The organism is Mesorhizobium sp. B2-8-9 (genome assembly GCF_006439475.1).
In the GTDB taxonomy this organism is placed as follows: domain Bacteria; phylum Pseudomonadota; class Alphaproteobacteria; order Rhizobiales; family Rhizobiaceae; genus Mesorhizobium.
In genome coordinates, this window is the sequence record NZ_VFTQ01000016.1 from 126822 (window position 1) to 146080 (window position 19259).

Annotated in this window: 18 protein-coding genes; 14 read left to right on the forward strand and 4 right to left on the reverse strand. The window is 63.5% G+C overall.

Annotated features, from left to right (window positions below):
* Positions 1 to 10: 10 nt before the first annotated feature.
* The 3 genes from FJ423_RS19810 to FJ423_RS19820 form a co-directional block, all read right to left on the reverse strand.
* Positions 11 to 901: a carbohydrate ABC transporter permease gene (locus FJ423_RS19810; protein WP_140844140.1), complete on the reverse strand. Its 891-nt coding sequence runs from the start codon at positions 899 to 901 to the stop codon at positions 11 to 13.
* Positions 898 to 1857, reverse strand: coding sequence for a sugar ABC transporter permease (locus FJ423_RS19815; RefSeq protein ID WP_140844142.1), 960 nt, complete (start codon positions 1855 to 1857; stop codon positions 898 to 900). Before FJ423_RS19815 ends, FJ423_RS19810 begins: the two co-directional genes overlap by 4 nt.
* Before the next feature lie 77 nt (positions 1858 to 1934).
* Positions 1935 to 3416: a sugar ABC transporter substrate-binding protein gene (locus tag FJ423_RS19820; RefSeq protein WP_140844144.1), complete on the reverse strand. Its 1482-nt coding sequence runs from the start codon at positions 3414 to 3416 to the stop codon at positions 1935 to 1937.
* Positions 3417 to 3635: 219 nt separating this feature from the next.
* On the opposite strand from FJ423_RS19820, the gene FJ423_RS19825 reads away from it, so the two are divergent.
* From FJ423_RS19825 to FJ423_RS19845, 5 genes are all read left to right on the forward strand, one after another.
* Positions 3636 to 4346, forward strand: coding sequence for a GntR family transcriptional regulator (locus tag FJ423_RS19825; protein ID WP_140844146.1), 711 nt, complete (start codon positions 3636 to 3638; stop codon positions 4344 to 4346).
* 48 nt (positions 4347 to 4394) lie between these two features.
* The gene (locus FJ423_RS19830; protein ID WP_140844148.1) at positions 4395 to 5561 is read left to right on the forward strand and encodes a mandelate racemase/muconate lactonizing enzyme family protein; all 1167 of its coding nucleotides are present in this window, start codon (positions 4395 to 4397) and stop codon (positions 5559 to 5561) included.
* Positions 5562 to 5619: 58 nt separating this feature from the next.
* Positions 5620 to 6978 carry a mandelate racemase/muconate lactonizing enzyme family protein gene (locus tag FJ423_RS19835; protein ID WP_140844150.1) on the forward strand — a complete coding sequence of 453 codons (1359 nt, stop codon included), beginning with the start codon at positions 5620 to 5622 and terminating at the stop codon, positions 6976 to 6978.
* Positions 6979 to 7080: 102 nt separating this feature from the next.
* On the forward strand, positions 7081 to 7407 hold the full coding sequence (locus FJ423_RS19840) for an NIPSNAP family protein (protein ID WP_140844200.1): 327 nt from the start codon (positions 7081 to 7083) through the stop codon (positions 7405 to 7407).
* Between the two features lie 9 nt (positions 7408 to 7416).
* A complete protein-coding gene (locus FJ423_RS19845; protein WP_140844152.1) occupies positions 7417 to 8616 on the forward strand; it encodes a mandelate racemase/muconate lactonizing enzyme family protein in 1200 nt (399 codons plus the stop codon).
* A 427-nt stretch (positions 8617 to 9043) separates the two neighbouring features.
* Here FJ423_RS19845 and FJ423_RS19850 read toward each other — a convergent pair whose 3' ends face one another.
* Positions 9044 to 10219, reverse strand: coding sequence for an acetyl-CoA C-acetyltransferase (locus tag FJ423_RS19850; RefSeq protein WP_140844154.1), 1176 nt, complete (start codon positions 10217 to 10219; stop codon positions 9044 to 9046).
* Positions 10220 to 10353: 134 nt separating this feature from the next.
* On the opposite strand from FJ423_RS19850, the gene FJ423_RS19855 reads away from it, so the two are divergent.
* The 9 genes from FJ423_RS19855 (at position 10354) to FJ423_RS19895 (ending at position 19216) form a co-directional block, all read left to right on the forward strand.
* Positions 10354 to 12300: an acetoacetate--CoA ligase gene (locus tag FJ423_RS19855; RefSeq protein WP_140844156.1), complete on the forward strand. Its 1947-nt coding sequence runs from the start codon at positions 10354 to 10356 to the stop codon at positions 12298 to 12300.
* Positions 12297 to 13448 carry a thiolase family protein gene (locus FJ423_RS19860; protein ID WP_140844158.1) on the forward strand — a complete coding sequence of 384 codons (1152 nt, stop codon included), beginning with the start codon at positions 12297 to 12299 and terminating at the stop codon, positions 13446 to 13448. The genes FJ423_RS19855 and FJ423_RS19860 overlap by 4 nt, the downstream gene beginning before the upstream one ends.
* A complete protein-coding gene (locus FJ423_RS19865) occupies positions 13448 to 13888 on the forward strand; it encodes a zinc ribbon domain-containing protein (protein ID WP_140844159.1) in 441 nt (146 codons plus the stop codon). Before FJ423_RS19860 ends, FJ423_RS19865 begins: the two co-directional genes overlap by 1 nt.
* A complete protein-coding gene (locus FJ423_RS19870; protein WP_140844161.1) occupies positions 13885 to 14337 on the forward strand; it encodes a MaoC family dehydratase in 453 nt (150 codons plus the stop codon). Before FJ423_RS19865 ends, FJ423_RS19870 begins: the two co-directional genes overlap by 4 nt.
* On the forward strand, positions 14334 to 15572 hold the full coding sequence (locus tag FJ423_RS19875) for an MFS transporter (RefSeq protein ID WP_140844163.1): 1239 nt from the start codon (positions 14334 to 14336) through the stop codon (positions 15570 to 15572). The genes FJ423_RS19870 and FJ423_RS19875 overlap by 4 nt, the downstream gene beginning before the upstream one ends.
* Positions 15573 to 15624: 52 nt before the next feature.
* Positions 15625 to 16479 carry a GntR family transcriptional regulator gene (locus FJ423_RS19880; RefSeq protein ID WP_095765791.1) on the forward strand — a complete coding sequence of 285 codons (855 nt, stop codon included), beginning with the start codon at positions 15625 to 15627 and terminating at the stop codon, positions 16477 to 16479.
* Positions 16480 to 16680: 201 nt separating this feature from the next.
* Positions 16681 to 17457 carry an SDR family oxidoreductase gene (locus FJ423_RS19885; RefSeq protein ID WP_140844165.1) on the forward strand — a complete coding sequence of 259 codons (777 nt, stop codon included), beginning with the start codon at positions 16681 to 16683 and terminating at the stop codon, positions 17455 to 17457.
* A gap of 27 nt (positions 17458 to 17484) precedes the next feature.
* Positions 17485 to 18144: an L-fuculose-phosphate aldolase gene (locus tag FJ423_RS19890; RefSeq protein WP_095765789.1), complete on the forward strand. Its 660-nt coding sequence runs from the start codon at positions 17485 to 17487 to the stop codon at positions 18142 to 18144.
* A 70-nt stretch (positions 18145 to 18214) separates the two neighbouring features.
* On the forward strand, positions 18215 to 19216 hold the full coding sequence (locus FJ423_RS19895; RefSeq protein WP_246680203.1) for a sugar ABC transporter substrate-binding protein: 1002 nt from the start codon (positions 18215 to 18217) through the stop codon (positions 19214 to 19216).
* The last annotated feature ends 43 nt before the right edge of the window (positions 19217 to 19259 follow it).

The following is a 19259-nucleotide window of genomic DNA, read 5'->3' on the forward strand; positions in this document are numbered from 1 at the left end:
GCAGCGACTCCTAGTGCTTGACCGCGCCTTCCGTCAGGGCGCGTACGAAGTATCGTTGCAGGACAAGAAACAGCACGACGACGGGCACGCTCATCATGAAGCTTGCCGCCATCAGGCCCGGGAAATCCGTCGTATTTTCCGAGAAGAAGCGCTGGATGCCGACCGGCAGGGTCAACTGCTCGTTCTTCGAGAGGAAGGTGTAGGCGTAGATGTACTCGTTCCAGGCGCCGATGAAGGAATAGATCGCGGTGGCGATGATCCCTGGCGTCGAGAGCGGCATCACGATCAGGATGAAGGCCTGGAACCGTGTAGCGCCGTCGATACGCGCCGCCTGCTCGAGCTGCACCGGGATATTGTCGTAAAAGCCCTTGAGCAGCCAGATCGCCAGCGGCAAGCCGAAGGTCAGATAGGTGAGGATGAGCGAACCATGCGTGTTCACCAGCCCGAGCGCACGCATCAGGATGAACAGCGGCACGAGAAAGATCACCGCCGGGAACATGTTTCGGAGCAGCACTGCGAAGAACAGGAAGTTCCGGCCCGGGAAGGTAAAGCGCGAAAACGCGTAAGCCGCGGGAACCGCCACGATCACCGAAAGGATGGTCGTGGCAGTGGAAACGTAAAGGCTGTTCCAGAAGAAGCGCAGGAAATCCTGACCGACGCTGTTCTGCGGATCGAGTAGCTTCTGGTAGCTGGCAAGGGTGGGCTGGTCCGGCCACCATTGCGGCGGAAATTGCATCGCCGCGAAGCCGGACTTGATCGAGGTCAGCAGCATCCAGATCATCGGCAGCGCGGTGTAAAGCAGCATGAACACCAGGAATATGCGGCCGCCCCACCGCCACCCGTCGATTCGCATGCGGCGACGGGCCCGGTCTCGAGGGGCCGTCTCGGCAATCGTGCTCATGCTCCCCCGTCCTTCCGCTCGTTGCCGCTCAGCGCACGGACATAGAAATAGCCGAGTGTCATCAGGATGAAGAACAGCAGCACCGAATAGGCCGACGCCACGCCCCAGCGCTGCCGGCCGAAGGCAAGCTCATAAATGTGGGTGATCCAGATATGCGACGCATTGGACGGCCCGCCGCCGGTCATGATCCATGGGATGATGAAGGAGTTGAAGTTGGCTACCGCGAGCAGCAGGATCGTCACCGTCGAGACGTTTCTCAAATGCGGGAAGGTGACGTGCCAGAAGCGCTGCCACGCATTGGCCCCGTCGACTGTCGCCGCGCGCAGCAACTGGTCGGGAACCGTCTGCAGGCCGGCCATCATCATGATCATGGCAAACGGAAACTCGCGCCAGATATTGACGACGATCAGGGAAGGCAGCACCGTGCTGACATTGTCGATGAAATTCGGCGGCCCTCCGGCCAATCCGAGGCCAACCAGAACCGCGCCGATGACCCCGAAATCCGAATGGTAGATCCACTTCCAGATATAGGAAGCGGCGACCGCGCTGATGACCCAGGGAATGATCAGGATGGCGCGCAGGATACCGCGGCCGACAAAGTCGCGGTGGAGCGCCAGCGCGGCGCAAAAGCCAAGGACGAAGGAAATGAAAGTGGAGGCCGCTGTCCAGATAAGCGTGTTCCAGGTGACCTTCCAGAACACCTCGCTTGTGAGGATGGCCGCGTAGTTGTTGATGCCGACGAAGATCTTGTCGCGGAGCTGCAGGCCGGGCGGGGTGTTGAAGAAGGACAGCTCGATTGTGTAGTAGATCGGATAGGCGATGACGATGAGCATTACGGCGATCGCGGGAAGCACATACGCGTAGTCGGCGCGATGCTCCCAGATACTGCGGAGCACGCCGGACCCGGCGGGTTGCAATCTGCGGCGAGCCTCGGCCTTGCCGGTCGCGATCGTCACTGTAGCGCGCCCTTGTTCATGGGGAAGTATCGGCTGCGCTCGCGGCGCAGCCGATCGGATCGTCGGTCAGGCCCGGATTAGAGCCCGCCTCCCATCAGGTCTTTTACCTTCTTGGCCGCGTCCTCCGCCGCCTGATCGACGGTCATCGCTCCGGTCAGGGCATTCTGCAGCATGTCCGGGATGATGATGTTCATGATTTCGGGCGACTGCGGCAGCGCCGGGAACGGGATGCCGTATGGCAGCATCGAGGTCGTGACGTCGAGGAACTTGATGTTGTCCAGACGTTCCTTCATCCATTTGGTCTTGAAGCCGTTGAGGTTGCCTGGGTTCGAGCCGGCATAGGCCATCTTCAGCGACCATTCCGGGCTCGTCCACATGCAGATGATGGCCTTTGCGGCCGGCTCGTCCACCTTGCCCCCCTCGACATATTCGGGCTTCAGGATGTGGATGTTCGAGCCGCCGAACACGACGGCGCGCTTGCCGTCGGGGCCGGTCGGAATGAGGCCATAACGCATGTTGTCGATGACGGTCTGTGCCTTGTCCTTGTCGGTGCCCGTCGCCTTCTTCTGCAGGTCGAGCATGACGTTGTAGTCGGACGGATGCGAGATCATCATGCCGAGCTGGCCGGCGAGAAACAGGGGCTGGTTGTCGGCCTGCTGGTTGGTGAGCGCCGAGACCGGAACCGATTTGTCGCGAACATACATGTCGTAGGAGGCTTGCAGCGCCGCCTTGCTCTGCGGGCTGTCGAGCTCGATCTGCTTGTAGGTTGGGTTGGGGGTAGCCTCGTCGAAGACGCCGCCGCCATAGGCCCACAACTGCGGCATGAAGCGGTAAGGCGTGTTGCCGGCATTCTTGCGCGCCACCAGGCCGTAGCCGGCAATGCCGAGCTTGTCGTGGATCTGCTTGGAATATTTGACGACGTCGTCCCAGGTTGCCGGGGGCTTGTTCGGATCGAGGCCCGCGCGCTTGAAAATGTCGGCGTTCCAGATGAAAGCCATCGTCTCGTTGTTGGTCGGAATTCCGTAGGTCACGCCGTCCCAGGTGACGGCCTTCATGGCGCCGGGCCAGAAGTCCTCGGTCGAATACCCCACATCCTCTGGCTTGAGCGGCTGCAGATAGCCCTTCGAGGCGAATTCGGTGCCGCCCAGGATTTGCAGGCGGACCGCCATTGGCGCTGCGTTGCCGAGCAGCGCCGTGCGGAACTTGTCGAGAAGGTCGTTGTAGGTGAGGGCTTGTTCCTCGAGCTGGATGTTCGGATAGGTCTTGCGGAAGGTTGCGAAGAAATCCTTGTAGTACTGGCGCAAAAGGTCCGGGTCGCCCTCGAACACGCCCTGGTACCAGAAGGTCAGTCGGCCCTTGTAGTCGAGCGGGGTGACCTTGGCGCAATCGCCCGCAGTGTCAAAATCCTGCGTGCCCGCAATGGAGCGCACATATTCCGGCGACCACTTGCTCAGGTCGACCGGCGGCGCGCCCAGCGCCGGCGCGGCCATCAACGATGCCATTAACGCAGTGGAGACAGTGCCGCGCAGGACGGCACCGCCGAGCGTAATCCTCGTCATAGGTATCCTCCAGGTTTCTCTCCCGTGCCGCTCTGCGTCGAGGCAAGCGGTCGTTGCTCGTTCGATCGCGGGATATTTGCCAGTTCTAATGTATCCCTTCGACGACTTTGTACGTTTTCAGATCACAGATTATCTGTCAACGCGAAGAATCGTACATTGTTTTATCGAAACCGAGCGTGATATAGGGCGGAGGGTGTATTCACTTGGGGGAGATAGGCCTTGGCCGAGACAAGCGATTTCAAAGCGGAGCCACCTGCGGGAATTGACCCCATCGGGGCTTCCAGCGAGGGCGCCTCGCTTTATGAACTGATCAGGGATGACATCATCGAAGGACGGCTGGCCGCCAACGAACGGCTTGTGGTCGCCGATCTCGCCCGGCGTCACGGCACCTCGACCAACCCGGTGCGCGAGGCCCTGCAATTGTTGCGCGGAGAGGGCTTTGTCATCTTCAGTCCCAATCGCGGGGCACGCGTGCGACCCATAGATCAGGACTTTGTCCGGGATATCTACGAGATCGGCGTCCTGATCGAACCCGCCCTGACGCGATGGTTCGTGAACATGGCCACCGACGAGGACATCGCCGAGCTCGAACGTCTCCAGAACCTGATCGAGGAGAACAATTTTGCCGACACGTTCAGGCACAGCGAGCTCGATACCGCCTTCCACACCGTGATGTACCAGCGGCATTATAACCGCCATGCGGCCGAGCTCTGGTGGAAGCATCGCGAGGTGCTGAGGGCGGTCAGCCGGCGGTTCAATTTCACGCTTGCCAGGCGCGCCGCGATCATCCGCGAGCACCGCGAGCTCATCGCGCTGGTAAAATCGGGAGAGGCCGAGAAGGCGGCCGAACTCATTGCCCGCCATGTCGAGGGCTCCGGCCGGCATGTCCTCGAACACATGCGCGCGCGAAGCGCCGCCCGGGCAGGGTAGCCGATCCGCAACACCGTCAGCCTGGCCGTTTCAGAGAGGATAGTCCAGATGAAAATCACCAGCATTCGGCCATGGCTGATCAAGTCCGATGCGTCTTACTGGGGCGAGTATCTGTTCGTCGAAGTGACGACCGACGAGGGGGTGAGCGGCTGGGGAGAGATCACCACCACGACAAAGCTCGCCAACCGCGCGCTCTGCACGATCCTGCGCCAGATCGGCGCCGCCGTAACAGGCGAGGATCCGGCGCGTATCGAGTATCTCTGGCACAAGATTTTCCGCAGCTTCACCTATATGGGCAGCCGCGGCGCCGCCGTCGAATGCGTCAGCGCCATCGACATCGCCCTCTGGGATATCCGTGGCAAAGTCCTCGGCAAGCCGATCTACGAACTGCTGGGCGGACCGGTGCGCGACGAAATCGCGCTTTATACCCATCCCAACCAGGCCAAATTCACCAGCAAGGAAGCCGTGATCCGCGAAATTCGCGACATCGTCGAGTCCGGTCACACCGGCCTCAAATTCGATCCTTTTCCCCATCAGGGCCCCAGCGTCGATGGCGTAGCCCGCGAAAGGCGGGACGGTTATCTCGACGGCAGCATGACCCGCAAGGACGAGCGCGAGGCCGCCGAACTGACGGCCCTGATCCGCGAAACGGCAGGCCCCGATGTGGACATCCTCATCGATGCGCATGGCCGCTTCGATGTTCCGACCGCCATTCGCCTCTGCCGCAGCCTCGAAGAGGCGGGCCAGATCGACTGGTTCGAGGAGCCCTGTCCGCCCGAGAGCCTCAATGCCCTCAAACAGGTGCGCGACAAGGTCAGCGCCGCCATCTCGTGGGGCGAGCGCGGCCACACGAAGTGGGATTTCGTGCCGGTGCTCGAGGGCAAGCTCGCCGACTACATCATGCCGGACGTCACCTGGACCGGCGGCGTCACCGAGCTCAAGAAGATTTCCGCCCTGTGCGAAGCCTATTACGTGCCCGTCTCGCCGCATGACGCTGCCGGACCGATCAACGTGGTCGCGGGAGCGCAGGTGATGATGACCGTTCCCAACTTCTATAAGCTCGAAACCTCGGAGTGGGACCTCTCCAAATACGACCACCTCATCGACAAGCCGCTCGATGTTTCGAACGGCAGCCTCAAGCTGACGTCGAAGCCCGGTCTCGGTGTTGAGATGAATCGCGACTACCTGCAGGCCCACGAGATCGAGTTGGGCTAGCAACGACCTGTGCGAGCCAGGCGAGGGGCATAACCATCGACGAGAACGAGGATAAGTCATGCCGAAGACGGATGCAGCCGACGAGGCTCTCAATCGGGTCAACACCAATTCCAGACCGTCCGAGCTTCGCATCACCGACATGCGGGTGGCCGAGATCGTCGGCGCGCCGTTCACCTCGGCGCTGCTCAAGATCTACACCAACCAGGGCATCGTCGGGCTTGGCGAGGTGCGCGACGGCGCCAGCGCCACTTATGCGCTGATGCTGAAGAGCCGGCTGCTCGGCGAGAATCCCTGCGATGTCGACCGGCTATTCCGCCGCATCAAGCAGTTCGGCGGGCACGGGCGGCAGGGTGGCGGCGTGTCGGCGGTCGAGATCGCGCTCTGGGATCTCGCCGGCAAGGCCTATAGCGTGCCGATCTACCAGATGCTGGGCGGCAAGTTCCGCGATCACGTGCGCGTCTATTGCGATACCGACGCCGAGAAACCGAGCGGCACCGAGACCGGTAAACGCCTCAAGGAACGCATGGACCGCGGGTTCACCTTCCTCAAGATGGATCTCGGCTTGATGCAGATCGCCCACATTCCGGGTGCTGTGACATCGCCCGCCGGCGCGCTCGAAGGGTTTCACGCCAATCCGCGCGGCCGCGGCGGCACGATCGAGGAGCGCAAGGCCCGCAATCTCGCCTATGACGCGCAGAACGTGCGGCACCCGTTCACCGGTCTGCATTTCACCGAGAAGGGAATCGATCTTCTCGAGCGGTACATCCACGAGGTTCGCGAAGTCATCGGCTACGAGATCCCTTTGGCCATCGACCATGTCGGCCACATCTCTCTGCAGGACGGCATCCGCCTGTCGCGCCGCATCGAGAAGTACGTCCCGGCCTGGCTCGAGGATGTGATTCCCTGGCAATACACCGAGCAATACCGGCAGCTGCAGCAAGCGACCTCGGTGCCGATCTGCACCGGCGAGGACATCTACCTCAAGGAGGCCTTCGACCCTCTGCTGAGAAGCGGCGGCCTTTCCGTCGTCCATCCGGACCTCCTCACCAGCGGCGGTATCCTCGAGACCAAGAAGATCGGCGACATGGCGCAGGACCACGGCGTTGCCATGGCGATCCACATGGCCGAAAGCCCGATCGCCGCGATGGCCGCGGCGCATGTCGCGACCGCGACCGAAAACTTCATGGCGCTCGAATATCATTCCGCCGATGTCGACTGGTGGGACGATATCGTCACCGGCCTGCCCAAACCGCTGGTGAAGGACGGCTTCATCACCGTTCCGGACAGACCGGGCCTGGGGATCGACGACGTCGTCGACGAGGTGCTCGCGCAGCATCTGCAGCCCGGTGTCACGGGGATATGGCAATCCACCGAGCATTGGGACAATGAATATAGCTGGGACCGGACCTGGAGTTAGCCGGATCGCCCGCCCTCATTCCCCCAGATTCACAGGACCAACGACCGACCATTCGTGTCGACCGCTCCTAAGCCGGAGATGAAGAAGGAAACGGACGAAACCATGATCTACGAACTGCGTATCTATGACTGCCTGCCGGGCAGGCTGCCGGCTTTGCTCAAGCGCTTTTCCGACCAAACGCTGGCCATCTGGGAGAAACATGGCATCCGCCAGGCCGGGTTTTTCACCACGGCGATCGGCGAAAACAGCAATCGTCTCACCTATTTCCTCGCCTGGGAATCGCTGGCCGAGCGTGAGGCGAAATGGGTGGCTTTCGTCACCGATCCGGCATGGCACAGGGCCCGGGACGAGTCTGAGCGCGACGGGCAGATCATTGCCAATATCAGCAGCCAGCTGCTCACGCCGACAGCTTTCTCGTCTGTGAACTAGGACTGCGCCATGAAGATCACCGACCTGCGCTGCGCCGTCATCGGTCAGCACCCCATCGTGCGCATCGTGACCGACGAAGGTCTTTACGGCCTTGGCGAAGTCGAGTTCACCAAGACCTACCTCAAGCCCTTTGTTCTGCATTTCCGCGAGGCGCTGATCGGCGAGGACCCGACCGACGTCGAGCGAGTGATGCTGAAGATCCGCCAGCGCGGCTCGTTCAAGCCCTATGGCGCGGCGGTGAGCGCGATCGAACATGCGCTGTGGGACATTGCCGGCAAGGCCGCCGGCGTTCCGGTCTATAAGCTGCTTGGCGGCAAGGTGCGCGACAAGGTGCGCGTCTACAATGGCTCGATCCGCCGCAAGCGCACCGGCGACCGGCCGGAGGACTACGCCGCCGACGTCAAATGGATGATGGAGCAGCCGCAGAACTTCTTCATGATCAAGCAGGGAATCTCGTTCCACTCCAATATGAAGGACACCATCGAGGGCTTCCATTACGGCGTGACGCAGAAGAAGGCCGGCTATCACGGCGCCATGGATCAGGGCGTGATCAGCGAGCGCGGCTTCAACCATATGCTCGACTGCGTGATCGCGATGAAGGAAGTGCTGGGCGACAAGGTGAGCCTGGCGCTCGACTGCGGCCCGGGCTGGATGTTGCCCGACGCGATCAAATTCGCCCGCGCGGTCGAGAAGTACAATTTGATGTGGCTGGAGGACATGCTGACCGGCGATTATGTGCCGTGGGTCAATCCGCAGGCTTATCGGGAGCTGACCGCCTCCACCTCGACGCCGATCCATACCGGCGAGCAGATTTACCTGCGGCACAATTTCAAGGAGCTGATCGAGACGCAAGCGGTGCGCGTCATCGGCCCCGACCCGGCCGATATAGGCGGCATCGCCGAGCTCAAATGGGTGGCCGAGCACGCCTACATGCATTCCATCCTGATGGCGCCGCACGGCACCGCCAACGGCCTGCTCGGTCTTGGCGCGCTGATCAATGTCTGCGCCACCTTGCCCGCCAACTACATCGCCTTCGAATATCCGAGCGCCTCCGATCCCTGGTGGGAAGACATCGTCATCGGCCTGCCGTCGCAGATCGTGAAGGACAGCATGGTGGAGCTGCTGGAAGCGCCGGGACTGGGGCTCGATATCGATGCCGAGGCGGCCAGGAAATATCTCAGGAAAGAGGATGCGGGTTTCTTCGACTGAGCGTAGAAGCTTCGGCGCAGGGGAATGTCGGGAGAAGAGAGGATGGTGCCAGAGGCGGAATCCAAGTCAGAGAAATCTGGCTGTCGTTTCAAATGGTTAAGATTCGCGCAAAAGCAGTGCTAACCAACAAAAAATACCAACAAAATATTTCTGTGGATTGGTTTGGTTCCCGAATGTTACTCGCAGGTCCCAACTCGACGCAGCTGGACTGCTGCCGGTCGCCATTAAGGCAGTCCGACTTTGTCAAGCGCATGGCGCAAGTTGACCGAAGTGACCTCCTGCTGACAAAGTCTTGAACGTCTGCTTCGCGCCTAATGTCGGCCGTAGTCTTGAGCTCTTTCGTTGACCCAAAGCTGTCGTTCGCCAGATGCTGGCCAAGCCCCATTGCCCAATTCCCTCAGGCAACTAACTGCTCAGAGTTTCAGGCTCACCGCTCCAGGCAGATCGCCACGCCCTGGCCGCCGCCGATGCAGAGCGAGGCGAGGCCCTTCCGCGCGTCGCGGCGGATCATTTCGTGGAGCAGCGTCACCACGATGCGGCAGCCGGAGCCGGCCAGCGGATGGCCAAGCGCGATGGCGCCGCCGCTCATGTTGATGATGTCCTCGTTCCAGCCCATCTCGCGGTTGACCGCGATGGCTTGCGCGGCGAACGCTTCGTTGACCTCCATCACGTCGAGATCGGACGCGTGCCATCCGGCCTTGTCGAGCGCGCGGCGCGAGGCCGCCACCGGTCCGAGGCCCATGTCCATAGGCTCGACCCCGGCTGAAGCGTAGGAGGCGATGCGGGCTAGGGGCGTCAGGCCGAGTTTCTTCATCCGCGCCTCCGACATCACCAGCACCGCCGCCGCCCCGTCGTTGAGGCCTGACGAGTTGCCGGCCGTGATCGTGCCAGCCGCATCGAAGACCGGCCTCAGCCGGCCGAGGACTCCCATGGTGGTGGAGGGATTGGGATGTTCGTCACGGTCGATGACGAGATCGCCCTGCCTTGTCCTTATCGAGATCGGGACGATCTCTTCGTCGAACCGGCCAGTCTGGATGGCGGCGTCCGCCTTCTCCTGTGAGCGCAGCGCGAACCTGTCCTGTTCCTCGCGGGTGATCTGGTAACGCTGCGCCAGCGCCTCGGCCGTTACGCCCATATGCACCTGATGGAAGGCATCCCACAGCCCGTCGGTGATCATCGAATCCTTGAGGGTACGGTCGCCCATGCGGATGCCGCCGCGCATATCGGAAATGAAGTGCGGTGCCGAGGTCATCGAGTCCTGTCCGCCGGCGATCACGCAATCGGCGTCGCCGCAGCGAATGGCCTGGGCGGCGAGATGGATCGACTTCTGGCCGGCGCCGCACACTTTGTTGACGGTCATGGCGGGGATACTGACCGGAAGGCCAGCCTTGAGCGCGGCCTGCCGCGCCGGGTTCTGCCCGGCGCCGCCGGTCAGCACCTGGCCCATGATCACCTCGCTGACGGCATCGGGCGCGAGCTGAGTATCGGCAAGCATTGCCTGGATAAGCTGCCCGCCCAGCTCCGCCGCGGACAGGCTGGCGAACGCGCCGTTCAGCTTGCCGATGGGCGTGCGCTTGGCGGCAACGACATAAACCGCATCCATTTCCGATCCTCCGCACGCGCGACCCACACAGGCGGGATCGCCGCTTGACATTCTGGTTATAACCAATAATCATGAAATGCATCGGCAGGCAAGGTCGCGGCATCGAGCCCGGCCTGCGTTGCGGGAGGAAATCCATGTCATCCGTGCTTTGGACGCCGGCGCCGGCCGCGTTCCAATCATCCAACCTTGCGCGCTTTTCGACCGCCAACGGCTTCGACCCGCGCGACTACGATACGCTGCATCGCTGGTCGATCGGCGATCCCGGGGCCTTCTGGCGGGCGGTGTGGGATTTCGCCGAGGTCGTCGGCGATCCAGGCGCGATCTCCTTCCTGCGCGACGACAATGCGCCGATGACCGGGAGCCGCTTCCTGCCGGAAGCAAAGCTTAATCTTGCGGAAAACCTGTTGCGTGGCGACGGCGAGAGGGTCGCGGTGATCGAGGCCGACGAGGGCGGCCATTTCCAGGCGATCACGCTCGCTGAATTGCGCCGGCTTGTAGCTCGAACGGCCAACGGCCTGCGCGCGGCCGGTATCGGCAAGGGCGATTGTGTCGGCGGTATCTTGCCCAATAGGGTCGAAGGGCTCGTGGCGCTTTTGGCGACGCTCTCCATCGGCGCCGTCTGGTCGTCCTGTTCGCCGGATTTCGGCGCCGCCGCGATCGTCGACCGCCTCGGCCAGATCGGCGTCAAGGCGCTGTTCGCCGCGCCCCGCTACCGCTATACGGGCAAGGAGCACGACATTTCCGGCAGGCTGGGCGAGATCGTCGCCGCGATGCCGACAGTGACGATGCTGGTGCTGACCGGCGAAGCGGCCGCCAAGCCGGATTGCGCGGCGGCTAGCGTTGCGTTTGACAAATTCGGCGGCGAAAGGCCACTCACCTTCGAACGCGTGCCCTTCGACCATCCTGCCTATGTGCTTTACACCTCCGGCACGACAGGCGCACCGAAGGCGATCGTCCATCGGGCCGGCGGCGTGCTGCTCCAGCATCTGAAGGAGCACCTGCTGCACGGCGATGTTCGCCCAGGCGACGTCATGAGTTGGTACACGAACACCGCCTGGATGATGTATCACTGGCTGATCTCCGGCCTTGCCTGCGGTGCGACAGTGGTTCTCTATGACGGCGCGCCGATCCTGAAATCGGCCGATGGCCTCGACCCCAGTCCGCTATGGACGATGGCCGAGCGTGCCCGCGTCACGCATTTCGGCACCAGCCCGAAATATCTGGCGACGCTTGCCGCCGAAAATTACGCGCCCGGGCGCCTGCACGACGTTTCGCCGCTGCGCTCGCTGCTGTCGGCCGGCGCGCCCGTCTCGCCCGGGCAATTCGACTGGGTCTACGAGCATGTGAAGCGCGACATGATCTTTGCCTCCATTTCCGGCGGCACCGAGATCATCGGCTGCTTCCTGCTGGGATCGCCGATCCATCCTGTGCGGCGCGGCGAGCTGACGGTGAAAGGCCTTGGCCTCGCCGTGGCCGTCATGGACGAGCGCAACGCGCCGGTGATCGGCCGCCAGGGCGATCTCGTCTGCACCGAGCCCTTCCCGTCGATGCCGCTGACCTTCTGGGGCAAGGACGGCGACGAGCGTTATCACGCCACCTATTTCGCCACGCGCCACGAGATCTGGACGCATGGCGACGTGGCTGAGATGACCGCTTACGGCTCCGGCGTCATCCACGGCCGCTCGGACACGACGCTGAAGCCCGGCGGCGTGCGCATCGGCACGGCGGAAATCTATGCCGCCTGCGAAAACTTTGCCGAGATCGAGGATTGCCTGGTCTTTGGCGCGCCGGTCGAAGGCGACGAGGAGATCGTGCTCTGCGTCAAGCTCAATGATGGCTATGCGTTGACCCCAGAGCTTGCCGCGCAAATCCGCGGCGCGATTCGCGAAGGGGCCTCGCCGCGCCATGTGCCGCATCGCATCCATGCGGTGCAGGCCGTGCCCTATACGCTGAACGGAAAACGCGTCGAGGGCGCCGCCCGCACCACGCTCGAGGGCAAGCCGGTCAAGAACATGGCTTCGCTCGCCAATCCGGCATGCCTAGAGGAATACCGCACGCTCGACCGGAGCAAGGCGGCATGAGCCGGCCGAAGGGAGCGATCGTCGGCATCGGCGAGTTGAAGCCGCAGCGCCTGACCAGCGGCGTGAGGACGCTGGAGATGATCGCCGAGGTCTCGCGCCTGGCGGTGCTCGACGCCGGGCTCGATCCGGCGGCAATTGACGGGCTGCTGGTCGGTCCCCAGGTCGGCGAGACGCCGCAGCATGTGCCGGCGACGATTGCCGAATATCTGGGTCTCGCGCCGACCATGGCCAATGTCGTGGACCTCGGCGGCGCATCCGGCGCCGGCATGGTCTGGCGCGCGGCCGCCGCGATCGAGGCAGGCATGTGCGAGACGGTGCTGTGCGTGCTCGCCAACAACCGCGAGGAGACGCCGCCTCGTTCTCCCAACCGCAATCCGATCCGCGAGTTCGACGTGCCTTTCGGCGCCTCGGGCGCCAACATCTCCTATGCGCTGCTGATGCAGGCGCATATGGCCGCATACGGCTCGACCGCGCGGGACTTCGCCCTGATCGCCGCGGCCGCGCGCGCCAATGCGCAGCTCAATCCCGACGCCATCTTCTTCGGCAAGCCGGCCGATGTGGAGGCGGTGCTGGCCTCGCCGATAATCGCTTCGCCGCTGCACCTCCTCGAAATCGTCATGCCGGTCGCCGGCGGCGAAGCGGTCGTCGTCACCTCGGTCGAACGCGCGCGGTCGTTGCGAAAGCCGCCCGTGCATCTGCTCGGCGCCGGCGAGAAAGTCACGCACCGCGCGGTCAGCCAGGCGCCGAGTCTTACCTCCGGTCCGTTGAAGAGCGCCATGGCGCGGGCCTTCCAACAGTCCGGCACGCGGGCCGATGAGATGGACCTTCTGTCGCTCTATGATTGCTATACGATCCTGGTCGCCACCACGATCGAGGATGCCGGCCTTTGCGCGCCGGGCCAGTTCGGCGCGTGGCTCAACGACCACGACCTTTCCCACAAGGGCGACAAGCCGCTCAACACGCATGGCGGCCAGCTCGGCTTCGGCCAGCCGGACCTTGCCGGCGGTATGACTCATGTCGTCGAGGCGGTACGCCAGCTGCGCGGCGAGGCGGGCGAACGCCAGATCGGCAAGGCCGGGCTCGCGCTGGTCACCGGCAATGGCGCGACGATGAGCGAAGCGACAGCGCTCGTGCTGGGAGCCGCCTGATGTCCGTCGATCTCAATACGCTGAAAACCCCTGGCCCGACGATCACCGCGCTGACCAAGCCGTTCTGGGATGCCGCCGCCGAAGGCCGGCTGACCATCCAGCACTGCGAGGACTGCGGCAAGGCTATCTTCTATCCGCGCCCGATCTGCCCGCATTGCTGGAACAAGCGCCTGGTCTGGAAAGACGCATCGGGCAGAGGGCGGCTCAAGTCTTTTTCGGAGGTGCACAAGCCCGGCCATGCCGGCTGGCTGCCTGTGGCACCTTATGTGGTCGGCCTTATCGAATTGGTCGAAGGCCCGACGATGCTGAGTTTCATCCTGGCCGGCACACGGCCGCTACAGATCGGGGACATGCTTCGGCTTGCGCCGACAGCCATCGGCGGTCGCGTCCTGCCGGCCTTCAAACCAGTCGAACCCGGAGCAGAGGAGAAGCCGCAATGAGCACCGAGACGAAAGACGGTTGGGTGGGTGTCGTGAAGGGTCGCCCGCAGGTCGGGGCCTTCGCCGAGCGCACGCGCCGCACAAGGATGAGCGACATCGAGGCCTTCACCGACATCACCGGCGATCGTAACCCGCTGCATTACGACCGAACGCTGGCCGAGAAGTCGGTGTTCGGCAAGCTGATTGTCCAGGGCGGCGTCACCTCCGGCATCCTAAACGCGCTGGTCGCGGAGGATCTGCCTGGCCCCGGAACCGTGTTCCTCGAAGTGGCCTGGAAGTTCGTCAAGGCGGTCGGCGTTGACGAGGAGATCACCGGACGCGTGGAGGTCAAGGAAGTGCGGTCCGATAAGCCTATCTGCAAGATCGAGACCAGCGTGCGCAACGGCCAGGGCGAGCTTTGCCTCACCGGCACAGCCACGGTCTTCACCGTACCGCTGCAAGGCGCATGAGCACGGCCAGCGGGCTTGGCACGGCGGCCGACAGCGAGCGCTGGCGCGTGCTGTCGCTGCTTTGCCTCGCAGTCGTCCTGTCGCTGACCACCTGGTTCTCGGCGACCGCGATCCTTCCTGAACTGAGGCAGGAGCTGGCGTTGGGCGCGGGCGCCGAGGCCTGGCTGACCAATGGCGTCCAGGTTGGCTTCGTTCTAGGCGCGCTGGCGGCGAGTCTGGTCAATCTTCCCGACCTCGTACGGCTGAGTCATCTGATGGCGGCGGCGGCGCTCGTCGCCGCTTTGGCCAACGCGACGCTGCTCTTCCATCCCGGGCCTGGCGGCATGATCGCCGCGCGCGTCGCCACCGGTGTTGCGCTCGCAGGCGTCTATCCGCCGGCGCTGAAGCTGGTCGCCACCTGGTTCGCGCGCGACAGGGGACTGGCGCTCGGCGCCGTCATCGGCGCGCTGACTGTCGGCTCGGCGCTGCCGCATCTTTTCCGCGCTGTCTCGACCGCGCTCGACTGGCGTCCGGTGGTTGCCGGGGCAAGCTTGGCCACTGCGGCGGGCGCGCTGCTCTTCCTGCTGTTCGCGAAGGAAGGACCCCATCCCTTCGGCAAGGCTATCTTTGAGCCCTCGCGCATCGGCCAGGTCTTTCGCGAAAAGCCGCTGCTGTTAGTCAATCTCGGCTATCTCGGCCATATGTGGGAGCTGTACGCCATGTGGGCGTGGCTGCTCGCCTACACGCGCGCCGCCTTCGAAGCACAGGCGATCGGAACGGCGGCCGCTGCCTCGCTCTCGACCTTCCTCGTCGTCGCCTCCGGCATTCTGGGGTGTTTGCTCGGAGGCTATCTGTCGGACCGCGTCGGCCGCACCGCCACCACCGCCGGCATGATGATCATCTCGGGAAGCTGCGCGCTGCTGATGGGTTTTCTGTTCACCGGCCCGCCCTGGCTGTTCATGCTGGTGGCCATTGTCTGGGGCGTGTCAGTGATCGGCGATTCGGCGCAATTCTCCGCCGCCGTCACCGAGCTTGCCGACCGCCGCTTCGTCGGCACGGCACTATCGGTGCAACTCGGCGCCGGTTTTGCGCTGACGGTGTTCGCCATCTGGCTGACCCCACGCTTCGCCGACTTCATTGGCGGCTGGCGCTGGGCCTTCCTGCTCCTGGTTCCCGGACCACTTTTGGGGGCGGCCGCCATGCTATGGTTGCGAAACTTGCCGGAGAGCGTGAAAATGACCGGCGGTCTCCGCTAGGGAGGCGCTGCCGCTTATCTGAGTCGCGGCAAATGAATTGCGGCAGGACCGGATGGAACAAGCAACCAGAACGCGCGGGCGTCCTCGTTACGATCAGGAAGACGCCGAGGCGGCCGAGGCCTTCCGCTCGATCGGCTCGAAAGTGCAGCTCAACCGCGACGAGGCCGCACCGCTCTGGGTGCAGTTGCGCAACCAGGTCGAGGAAGCGATCAACACCGGCCTGCTTGCCGCCAATTCACGCATTCCCTCGGAACAGGCGCTTTGCGATTTCTTCGGCGTCTCGCGCCCTGTGGTGCGCGCCGCGATCGGCTCGCTGTCCAACGAAGGCCGCATCATCAAGATGCCGCGCAAGGGCATGTTCGTCGCGGCACCCCGCGAGCATGTCGACTTCATGACCGCCAATCTCGGTGTCTTCGACGATTTGACCGCCAAGGGCCACAAGGTCTCGACCCGCACGCTGGAGATCTACCGCTGCCCGCCGAGCGACAAGGAGTCGAAGGTCTTCGGCATTCCCGCCAATGGCAGCGTGGTCCGCATCAGCCGCGTCTATATGACTGACGGCACGCCGATCACCATGACGCGCATCAGTCTGCCGGGGCACCGGGTGCCGGGTCTGGAGAACATCCTGTCGGAAAACCAGTCCATCTTCGGCACTATCCGCGCCGTGTTCGGCCTGACGGTGAAGCGCGCCGACCGCTGGCTGCGCGCCGCGCTCCCCACCAAGGAAGAGGCCGACGAAATGGGCGTCGCCGCCAACACGCCGCTGATCGAGATCGAGTCAATCGCCTATGACGCGGACGGTGCCGCGCTCGAATATTACGAGGCCTTTTATAATTCCTCCGTCGCCCGCATCCATATGGCGGTCGAGCAGCCGTCAGCGACGGTGAACGGCGTCGATCGCACCTGACTTGCCAGTCACCAAAAAAGAATCTGTTTTCTGGTTATAACCAGATTGACGGGTGGAAAAAGCTTCTGTAACGTCCCTGTCACGGGGTCGGGAGGAGCCTGACCCCGGAGGCATTATCAGGATCGGCTGGCTTGCGGCGCTGCTTCGGCGGCGAGGGCAGTGTTTTGCCCGCGCTCAAGTTCGTCCTGATGGAGGACGTGCATGGATTACCGGTCGCAATTCGACCTAACGAGCGAGGTCGCCGTCGTCACCGGCGGCGCCAGCGGGATCGGTCTCGAGGCCGCCAGGGCGCTGGGGACTTGCGGCGCGCGTATCGTGCTTCTCGACATGAATGCGGACGGGCTGAAAGCTGCTGCCGAGGCGCTCAAGGCGGCTGGCGTCGCGAGCGTCGATGGCCGCGTGCTCGACGTCACGGATCCGCAAGCCGTGGAGGCGATGGCCGCTCAGATCGTCGCGGACTTCGGCAAGGTCGATGTCCTGGTCAACAGCGCCGGCATCGCGCGACTCAACGCCGCGCTCGACACGCCGGACGAGGAATGGCGCCTGGTGATGGATGTCAACGTCAACGGCGTCTACTGGGCCTCGCGCGCGTTCGGCCGCTCGATGGTCGCTCGCAAGAAGGGCTCGATCGTCAATCTGGGCTCGATGTCGGGCCTGATCATCAACCGTCCGCAGACGGCGCCGTCCTACATGGTGAGCAAGGGCGCCGTGCATATGATGACCAAGGCGCTAGCGGTCGAATGGGCAAAGTCAGGCGTGCGCGTCAACGCGCTGGCGCCGGGCTATGTCGGCACCGAGATGACGCTGAAGATGCGCGAGCGTCCCGAACTCTTCAACACCTGGATCGACATGACGCCGATGGGGCGCTTGGGCACGCCGCAGGAGATCGCCTCGGCGATCCTGTTCCTGGCGTCGCCCGCGTCGAGCTACGTGACGGGCGCGATCCTGTCGATCGATGGCGGCTACACGGCCTGGTAATTGGCCTCGCAAGGATTGGAATACCGCATGACCCTTTCGGACCTCGAGGCGCGCCGGGCCATCATCGATGCCTGCATCGAGATGAACGCGCTGGGCATCAACCAGGGCACGTCAGGCAACATCAGCCGGCGCCATGGCGAGGGCATGCTGATCTCGCCGACCAGCACGCCCTATGACACGCTGCAGCCGGAAGACATCGTCTTCATGGGCTGGGACGGTGAGGTCGACGGACGCCTGCCGCCGTCCAGCGAATGGCGCTTCCATCTCGACATCATGAAGGCCAGGCCCGAGGTCAACGCCGTCGTCCACGCGCATCCGACCTACTGCACGACCATCGCCATCATGGGCCGGAAGATACCGGCGATCCATTACATGGTCGCGGTTGCCGGCGGCAGCGACATACGCTGCGCGCCCTACGCCACCTTCGGCACGGCGGAGCTTTCGGCGCATGCGGTGGAGGCGCTGCGCGACCGCAAGGCCTGCCTGCTTGCCCAGCACGGCATGATCGCCGTCGGATCGAGCCTCGCCCAGGCGATGTGGCTGGCGGTCGAGGTCGAGACGCTGGCGCGCCAGTATCACGGCGCCCTGCAGATCGGCGAGCCGCCGATCCTGTCCGACGAGGAGATCGAAAACGTCATCAAGCGCATGGCGAGCTACGGCCTGCGCGACAATGACGCCGCTGCTTGAGGGGCAGCAATTTCACAGTTTCGCATATCCTCCGGGAAGGCCCGGAGCGATCAACAAGGGAGGAATGAAAATGACCAGATCCATGAAAGGCCTCGTCAAGGCGCTCGCTTTTGGATTAGCGGCGGCTTGCAGCGTTGCCGCCGTCTCCGGCGCGAGTGCCGAGGAGCTGTCGCTCAAGGGCAAGCGCATCGGTGTCTCCGCCATCGGCACGGACCACTATTGGGACCTGATGGCGTTCCGCGGCATCCAGGACCGCGTCAAGGAACTCGGCGGTGAAGTCATCGCGCTCGATGCCGGCCGCAAGGACCAGCAGCAGATCGCGCAGCTGCAGACGCTGATCGCCCAGAAGCCCGACGCCATCATCGAGCAGCTCGGCAACCTCGAAGTGCTGAACCCCTGGCTGCAGAAGATCCGCGACGCCGGCATTCCGCTGTTCACGGTCGACACCGCGACGCCGCACGCCATCAACAACACCACGTCGAACAACTACAATATCGGCGCCGAGATCGCGCTGCAGATGGTCGCCGACATGGGCGGCAAGGGCAATGTGCTGGTATTCAACGGCTTCTACAGCGTGCCAGTCTGCAAGATCCGCTACGACCAGCTGAAATACGTGCTGACCTCGTTCCCGGATGTGAAGATCATCGAGCCGGAACTGCGCGACGTCATCCCGAACACGGTGCAGAGCGCCTATTCCAATGTCACCGACATGCTGACCAAGTCGCCCGAGAAGGGGTCGATCGGCGCGGTTTGGGCGTGCTGGGACGTGCCGCAGATCGGCGCCACGCAGGCGGTCGAAGCCGCCGGCCGCAACGAGGTCAAGACCTACGGAATCGACGGCAGCCCGGAAGTCATCAAGATGGTGATGGACCCGAAGTCGTCGGCCGGCGCGGTCGCGGCTCAGCAGCCCTTTGAGATCGGCAAGACCTCGGTCGACAACGCCGCCAAATATCTGGCCGGCCAAAAGGTGCCGCCGTTCACTTTCGTGCCTTCGGTGCTGATCAACAAGGAAAACGCCGCCGAAAAAGGAAAGCCGTTCCTCGACGCTGCCGAGAAAGCTGGCGTTCAATAGGACGGAACGGAACGACGGGCAGCCGCGCCTATGCGGCCGCCCG

Coding starts and splice junctions, on each gene's coding strand:
- FJ423_RS19810 (WP_140844140.1), bottom strand. CDS start 901: ATGAGCACGATTGCCGAGACGGCCCCTCGAGACCGGGCCCGTCGCCGC.
- FJ423_RS19820 (WP_140844144.1), bottom strand. CDS start 3,416: ATGACGAGGATTACGCTCGGCGGTGCCGTCCTGCGCGGCACTGTCTCC.
- FJ423_RS19830 (WP_140844148.1), top strand. CDS start 4,395: ATGAAAATCACCAGCATTCGGCCATGGCTGATCAAGTCCGATGCGTCT.
- FJ423_RS19835 (WP_140844150.1), top strand. CDS start 5,620: ATGCCGAAGACGGATGCAGCCGACGAGGCTCTCAATCGGGTCAACACC.
- FJ423_RS19840 (WP_140844200.1), top strand. CDS start 7,081: ATGATCTACGAACTGCGTATCTATGACTGCCTGCCGGGCAGGCTGCCG.
- FJ423_RS19845 (WP_140844152.1), top strand. CDS start 7,417: ATGAAGATCACCGACCTGCGCTGCGCCGTCATCGGTCAGCACCCCATC.
- FJ423_RS19850 (WP_140844154.1), bottom strand. CDS start 10,219: ATGGATGCGGTTTATGTCGTTGCCGCCAAGCGCACGCCCATCGGCAAG.
- FJ423_RS19855 (WP_140844156.1), top strand. CDS start 10,354: ATGTCATCCGTGCTTTGGACGCCGGCGCCGGCCGCGTTCCAATCATCC.
- FJ423_RS19860 (WP_140844158.1), top strand. CDS start 12,297: ATGAGCCGGCCGAAGGGAGCGATCGTCGGCATCGGCGAGTTGAAGCCG.
- FJ423_RS19865 (WP_140844159.1), top strand. CDS start 13,448: ATGTCCGTCGATCTCAATACGCTGAAAACCCCTGGCCCGACGATCACC.
- FJ423_RS19870 (WP_140844161.1), top strand. CDS start 13,885: ATGAGCACCGAGACGAAAGACGGTTGGGTGGGTGTCGTGAAGGGTCGC.
- FJ423_RS19875 (WP_140844163.1), top strand. CDS start 14,334: ATGAGCACGGCCAGCGGGCTTGGCACGGCGGCCGACAGCGAGCGCTGG.
- FJ423_RS19880 (WP_095765791.1), top strand. CDS start 15,625: ATGGAACAAGCAACCAGAACGCGCGGGCGTCCTCGTTACGATCAGGAA.
- FJ423_RS19885 (WP_140844165.1), top strand. CDS start 16,681: ATGGATTACCGGTCGCAATTCGACCTAACGAGCGAGGTCGCCGTCGTC.
- FJ423_RS19890 (WP_095765789.1), top strand. CDS start 17,485: ATGACCCTTTCGGACCTCGAGGCGCGCCGGGCCATCATCGATGCCTGC.
- FJ423_RS19895 (WP_246680203.1), top strand. CDS start 18,215: ATGACCAGATCCATGAAAGGCCTCGTCAAGGCGCTCGCTTTTGGATTA.